Here is a 6,000-nt window from a genome sequence, read left to right on the forward strand (position 1 = left end):
GTTCTCCTTTTTTAAATTCCATTTTAAAACGTGGAACATTGCTTTATGATAGAAATATAAGATAAACTAGTTCACATTGAGGTGAATAAACTATGATCGTAATGCAATTAAAAGATATCGGTAAATATTTTGGTGCTGACCTTATTTTATCGAAAATTAACATAGAAGTACATCACCAAGATCGAATTGCGATTGTCGGGCGAAATGGTGCAGGTAAATCAACGATCTTGCAAGTGATGGCTGGTCAATTAAAGCATGATGAAGGTGACATTTTTAAACCTAAAGATGTCACTGTCGGCTATTTAGACCAACATACAGGATTGGATTCTGATAAATCGATTTGGGATGAAATGCTAGAAGTATATCAAAATGTCATTAACTTAGAAAAAGAGTTGCGCGAACTTGAGACGCAAATGGCTAATCCTGACGCTTTTGAAAACGAAGCAGAATACGAACAACTTCTAACGACGTATGACCAAAAGCAAAACTACTTTCAATCGATCGGTGGCTTTCAATACGAAGCCGACATTCATTCTGTCTTACAAGGGTTAAACTTTGGTGGCTTTGATCTTAATACACCTATTACTGATTTAAGTGGCGGTCAGAAGACGCGTTTAGCATTAGGTAAACTGCTTTTAGCTAAGCCGAACATATTAATTTTAGATGAGCCGACTAACCACTTAGATATTAGAACGTTAAATTGGTTAGAAGGCTATCTAAATCATTATGATGGGGCCGTCGTTATCGTATCACACGACCGTTACTTTTTAGATCAAACAGTTAATATCGTCTATGAAGTCGCTTTTCAATCTTCTAAAAAATATCACGGGAATTATAGTTACTTCTTAGAGAAACGAGCCGAAGATTACGAGCTACAAAAGAAACAATATGAAAAACAACAAGGTGAGATTAAACGTTTGGAAGATTTCGTCCAGCGTAACATAGCACGTGACTCAACAAGTACCCGTGCCAAGTCTAAGCGAAAGCAATTAGAAAAGATGGAGCGGATTGACCATCCTGACTTAGACGATGCTTCAGCTAAATTTTCCTTCGACATTAAACGTAAAAGTGGTAATGATGTGTTGAAGGTTGAAAATTTTCAAGCGAAGTATGGTGCTTTGGATGAGCCGATTTTCAAAAATGTGACGTTCAGAGTTAATCGTGGTGATCGGATTGCGATTGTCGGGTCTAACGGTGTTGGAAAAACAACTTTACTCAAAGCGATTTTAAACCGTATGGAATTCATTGATGGAGAACTCCAAGTCGGCACAAATGTTGAGTTTGGTTATTACGACCAAGAACAGTCGACACTTAATCCATCAAAAACAGCTTTAAATGAATTGTGGGATGATTATCCGCTTATGCCTGAAAAGGACGTACGCACGATTTTAGGCAACTTCCTCTTCACTGGAGATGATGTGTTAAAAACGATCGGCATGTTAAGCGGTGGTGAAAAAGCGCGAATTCTACTCGCTAAGCTCATGCTTAAAAAAGCAAACGTCCTCATTATGGACGAGCCAACCAACCACCTTGATCTAGATAGTAAAGAGGTCCTAGAAGCTGCATTAGCTGACTTCCCTGGTACGATTTTGTTCGTTTCACACGACCGTTATTTCATTAATCGAATTGCGTCACAAGTGATGGAAATGAGACAAGATGAAATTAGAATGTTCCTTGGTGATTATGACTATTACATCGAAAAAATCCAAGAAGAAGCAGAGCTTAAAGCGATGGAAGAAGCTAAACAACAAGTCCAAGAAGATAGTGCGAACAAGAAACAGTTTGAAGAAGATAAACAAGTTAAACGCGAAATCCGTAGAGTAGAACGTCGAATCAGTAAAGTTGAAGAAGAGATTCAACAACATGAGCAAATCATCGAAGAACAAGAAGCTAAAATGGACGACCCTGATTTAACCGGTGATTACTCAAGTCTTCAAGAAATTAATGATACGATTAAAACAAGCCAAGATTCATTAGAACAACTGATGGAAGAATGGGAAACGTTGCAAGAAGAATTGGAGTCGTTTAAGGCTGGTTCTTAAGTTATGGAGCACTTGGAATTTATTCCGAGTGCTTTTTTCTGTATAAGTACAGTTTATTCACTACACAAGTACCCAACACACCAAGTTTTGCACAGACTTATTAACAAAGTCCACAAGATTAACCAATTTTGTCCACAAGAATTATGCACAAGTTCACATACCGTCACACTTAATATTATAAAAAATACCCACAACTCTGTGTATAAGTTGTGGGTAATCAATTACATCATTAATCCTGGATTAGCATTTAAGTTAAGCGAAGCATAATTTTGTTTATGATACTCAACAGATGCTGCAGCACCAATCATCGCTGCATTATCTGTACATAGATATAATGGCGGGATCGCTAATTCGACATCAGTTTCTGCAAAACGCTGTTCCATTCTCGCTCTTAACGTTTTATTCGCAGAAACGCCACCAGCGACGATTAACTGTTTAACGCCGTAATCTTTTGCTGCATCATACGTTTTATCGACTAACACATCAATGACACTCTCTTGGAAAGACGTTGCGACATTTTCAACATCAATCTCTTCACCCTTTTGTCTTAAGTGATGAAGCTTGTTAATAACGGCTGTTTTTAGACCGCTGAAACTAAAATCATATGAACCTTCTTCTAAGTATGATCTTGGGAAGTTATAAGTATCTTTACCTTCTTGTGCTAAACGGTCGATTTGTGGACCACCTGGATAAGGTAAGCTTAAAGCTTTAGCCACTTTGTCATACGCTTCGCCTGCTGCATCATCTCGTGTTTCACCGATAATCTCATACTCACCGTGTTCTTCCATGTAAATAAGTTCGGTATGTCCTCCTGATACAACTAAGGACAACAACGGAAACTCAAACTCTTTTTCCAATCGGTTAGCATATATATGACCTGCAATATGATGAACGCCAATGACAGGTTTTCCGTGTGCATAAGCTAGCGCTTTAGCTGCATTAACACCAACGAGTAACGCACCAACGAGTCCTGGTCCTTCTGTTACAGCAACAGCATCAATATCTTCCATCGTCACATTAGCTTCTGTTACCGCTTGTTCCAATACGACAGTCATTTGTTCGATGTGATGTCTTGATGCCACCTCTGGTACTACGCCACCAAACTTTTGGTGGATATCCATTTGGGTTGCGACAACATTTGAAAGCAGTTTTGTTCCATCTTGTACGACTGCGGCTGCCGTTTCATCACAACTTGTCTCTATTGCTAAGATCAATTCATTCTTTTCTATCATGATAATTTCACCCACATTACATAAGCATCTTCTTGATCTGGGTAGTAGTTTTCACGTCTACTAACAATCTCTAGTCCAAACTTTTCGTACATTTTTTGTGCAACTTCATTTGATTCACGTACTTCTAATGTTAATTCATCTACATCGAATCGTTTCGTCATTTTCATCACTTGCTCAAACAATTTCTCACCATATTTATGGCCTCGTTCTCCTGGTAAAACCGCAATATTTGTTATTTGAGCTGACTCCATAACAATCCAAACACCACAATAAGCAATAACTCGTTCATCTTTTTCTAAAACTAAATAGTGCGAAAAGCGATTTTTTACGAGATCAAATTCAAAGTCTTCTCGCTTCCAAGGGGATTGAAAAGAAGCTAGCTCAACGTTCATAACATCGTCTAAATCCGTCAACTCCATTTTGCGAATTATTGTTTTGTTCATCTTTTCTACCTGCTTTGATTTTGCTCTAACCATTTTGCTTCGGCCTCCACCATTCGATGATATTGAGGTTTTAACGCATGAACAGGTGTCGGTTCACGTTCTAGCGCTAAATGAGCTAACATACTAGCTCGCGGTAAATTCATAGAATGTTGAATAATATTTGCTTGTGCTCCTAGTTTCTCTTTTATTAGTTCATCAAATTGATGATTAGTTGAGCTAATAAAATGAACGGTCTCATCTATATTTTGTAGCTGTTCTAACCAAGATTCCATTGATGTATTGAGATCATCTTTCACGTTTGCTATTTGTCCGTTTTGAGCTTGGTATAGTCCTGTGAAGACATTACCCCTTCTAGCATCAAAAAATGGACATACATAGCTATTATGATAGGTTAAATTAGCTGCTAACATTTCTAAACTAGATATTGCGACAACGGGAATATTTAATGTCCATGCCATCGTCTTAGCCGTCGTCATCCCAATTCTTAAACCCGTATACGACCCAGGTCCTTCTGAAACAGCTATTAAATTTAAATCTTTCGGCGTTAAATTTGCTTGGTTAAATATATAATCAACAGCTGGCATCAGTTGAATTGAATGATTACGTTTTACATTTACCGTCAATTCCGCAGCCAATTGACTATCTTTCAATATTGCAACACTCATTGGTTGATTTGAAGTATCGATCGCTAACACGTTCATAGTTTGAGCTCCTTGCATAATTCATTTAAATGATCACTATGAGGAGTTACTTTAATTTCACGTCGCTCCTCATCGATCTTTTCTATATTAATTTGTAATCGTTCTTCCGGTAAAAATTCTAATATATATTGTGACCACTCTATTACGGTCACACCTTCTCCATTAAAGTAGTCGTCAAAGCCGATATCTTCTTCACTATCTTCTAAACGGTATACATCCATGTGGTAAAGTGGTATACGGCCTTTATACTCTTTAACTATTGTATAAGTTGGGCTATTTACCGTTCGTTTTACAGCTAAACCTTCTGCTAAACCTTTAGTAAAAGTTGTTTTACCAGCGCCTAAGTCACCGTCTAACGTCAACACATCATTAGGCATTAACTTCTCTCCTATTTGTTTAGCTAAACGTTGTGTTTCATTTTCATTTATTGTTGTGAACTTGTACATATATAATCACCTATTAATTATTATGAATGCTCATACCCTTTACGGTCTAAAAGGGTTATTTGGTCACCTTCAATTAAATTAACCTTGGGAGTTGAAGATGAGCTTGTTACCGTTCCGATTGATTTAATCGGGATATTCAACTTTTGACAAGACTGTTCTAATTGTTTCCATTCTTGCACAGAACAAGTCCCTACTAATTCAAAGTCCTCACCAGCAGATAAGATGAGTTCTTTTAGAAATGTTGAATTAAGCTTTTTCATTTCTTCATGGACAGGCAAAGATTCATAATTGATTTCTATATTTACTAAAGATGCTTCTGCAATTTCATTTAATTCAGTCGAAATTCCATCACTTATATCATTTAAACAAACCCTGCTAAGCGGTTCAGAAGCATAGAGAAAATCTTGTCTTGGAACTGGACGTTTATGACGGTTAATGAAATAGTCTTCATCTATTTGATCGTTTAATAAATGTAATCCATAACCTGATTCTCCTAAATAACCAGTAACAAATACGACATCTCCTGCATCGGCTTGAGACCTTAACCTTTTTCTATTCGGTAAGACAGATCCAAAAGCAGTAATTGATATCATAAGTTTATTTGATGAAGTCGTGTCACCGCCAATTAGATCCATATTATATACTTTTGCTAACTGGTTCAGACCATCATATAACAATTGAATATCTTTATGATTGTAATCACTTGGTACACCAAGGGTTATTATGTAATATAATGGCTTACTTCCCATAGCGATTAAATCACTCACATTAGCAGCTAGAACGCGGTGTCCAACATCTGATAAGTTCATATAATTTAACGAAAAGTGAACATCTTCGATCATGGCATCTGCTACAATGACAAGCTCATGGCCATTAGGCGGCTTAATAACAGCACCATCATCGCCAATCCCCGTAACAACAGAACTTTGACGGTAGAAAGATGGAGTTATTTGATTAATTAGATCAGTCTCTTTCATTATAGAATCTCTCCATAACTTCAGTATAACTGTATCATAGCAAAGATGGCTCATTAAGGGAAATAATCATCTTTTAAGCTAACTATGTAAAAATCGCTCTATAAATGTAAAAAAACCTTGTGAATTGTATTCACAAGGTACTGAATGGTCTGAAATAAT

Annotated in this window: 6 protein-coding genes; 1 reads left to right on the forward strand and 5 read right to left on the reverse strand. The window is 37.0% G+C overall.

All coding sequences use genetic code 11. The annotated features are described in order from the left end of the window. The first annotated feature begins 92 nt into the window (after nucleotides 1-92). Nucleotides 93-2,042 (forward strand): ABC-F family ATP-binding cassette domain-containing protein, encoded by a 1,950-nt coding sequence (locus tag AHA02nite_RS10125; protein ID WP_146816940.1) that lies wholly within the window; start codon nucleotides 93-95, stop codon nucleotides 2,040-2,042. A gap of 221 nt (nucleotides 2,043-2,263) precedes the next feature. Here AHA02nite_RS10125 and tsaD read toward each other — a convergent pair whose 3' ends face one another. From tsaD to thiL, 5 genes are read right to left on the reverse strand one after another with little or no spacing between them, the layout of a single operon-like run. After that, on the reverse strand, nucleotides 2,264-3,271 hold the full coding sequence (gene tsaD / locus AHA02nite_RS10130) for a tRNA (adenosine(37)-N6)-threonylcarbamoyltransferase complex transferase subunit TsaD (RefSeq protein ID WP_146816956.1): 1,008 nt from the start codon (nucleotides 3,269-3,271) through the stop codon (nucleotides 2,264-2,266). Continuing rightward, nucleotides 3,271-3,717: a ribosomal protein S18-alanine N-acetyltransferase gene (gene rimI, locus AHA02nite_RS10135; RefSeq protein WP_170236057.1), complete on the reverse strand. Its 447-nt coding sequence runs from the start codon at nucleotides 3,715-3,717 to the stop codon at nucleotides 3,271-3,273. The genes tsaD and rimI overlap by 1 nt, the downstream gene beginning before the upstream one ends. A 5-nt stretch (nucleotides 3,718-3,722) precedes the next feature. Next, nucleotides 3,723-4,418, reverse strand: coding sequence for a tRNA (adenosine(37)-N6)-threonylcarbamoyltransferase complex dimerization subunit type 1 TsaB (tsaB, locus tag AHA02nite_RS10140; protein ID WP_146816944.1), 696 nt, complete (start codon nucleotides 4,416-4,418; stop codon nucleotides 3,723-3,725). Next, nucleotides 4,415-4,864 (reverse strand): tRNA (adenosine(37)-N6)-threonylcarbamoyltransferase complex ATPase subunit type 1 TsaE, encoded by a 450-nt coding sequence (gene tsaE, locus AHA02nite_RS10145; protein WP_146816946.1) that lies wholly within the window; start codon nucleotides 4,862-4,864, stop codon nucleotides 4,415-4,417. Before tsaE ends, tsaB begins: the two co-directional genes overlap by 4 nt. Nucleotides 4,865-4,884: 20 nt before the next feature. Next, nucleotides 4,885-5,841: a thiamine-phosphate kinase gene (gene thiL, locus AHA02nite_RS10150; protein WP_170236058.1), complete on the reverse strand. Its 957-nt coding sequence runs from the start codon at nucleotides 5,839-5,841 to the stop codon at nucleotides 4,885-4,887. Nucleotides 5,842-6,000: the final 159 nt, after the last annotated feature.

The organism is Alkalibacillus haloalkaliphilus (genome assembly GCF_007991275.1).
In the GTDB taxonomy this organism is placed as follows: domain Bacteria; phylum Bacillota; class Bacilli; order Bacillales; family Alkalibacillaceae; genus Alkalibacillus; species Alkalibacillus haloalkaliphilus.

What these genes read in the sequence shown, in the direction of transcription:
- thiL (WP_170236058.1), bottom strand. Translation starts at nt 5,841, where the DNA reads ATGAAAGAGACTGATCTAATTAATCAAATAACTCCATCTTTCTACCGT.
- rimI (WP_170236057.1), bottom strand. Translation starts at nt 3,717, where the DNA reads ATGAACAAAACAATAATTCGCAAAATGGAGTTGACGGATTTAGACGAT.
- tsaB (WP_146816944.1), bottom strand. Translation starts at nt 4,418, where the DNA reads ATGAACGTGTTAGCGATCGATACTTCAAATCAACCAATGAGTGTTGCA.
- AHA02nite_RS10125 (WP_146816940.1), top strand. Translation starts at nt 93, where the DNA reads ATGATCGTAATGCAATTAAAAGATATCGGTAAATATTTTGGTGCTGAC.
- tsaE (WP_146816946.1), bottom strand. Translation starts at nt 4,864, where the DNA reads ATGTACAAGTTCACAACAATAAATGAAAATGAAACACAACGTTTAGCT.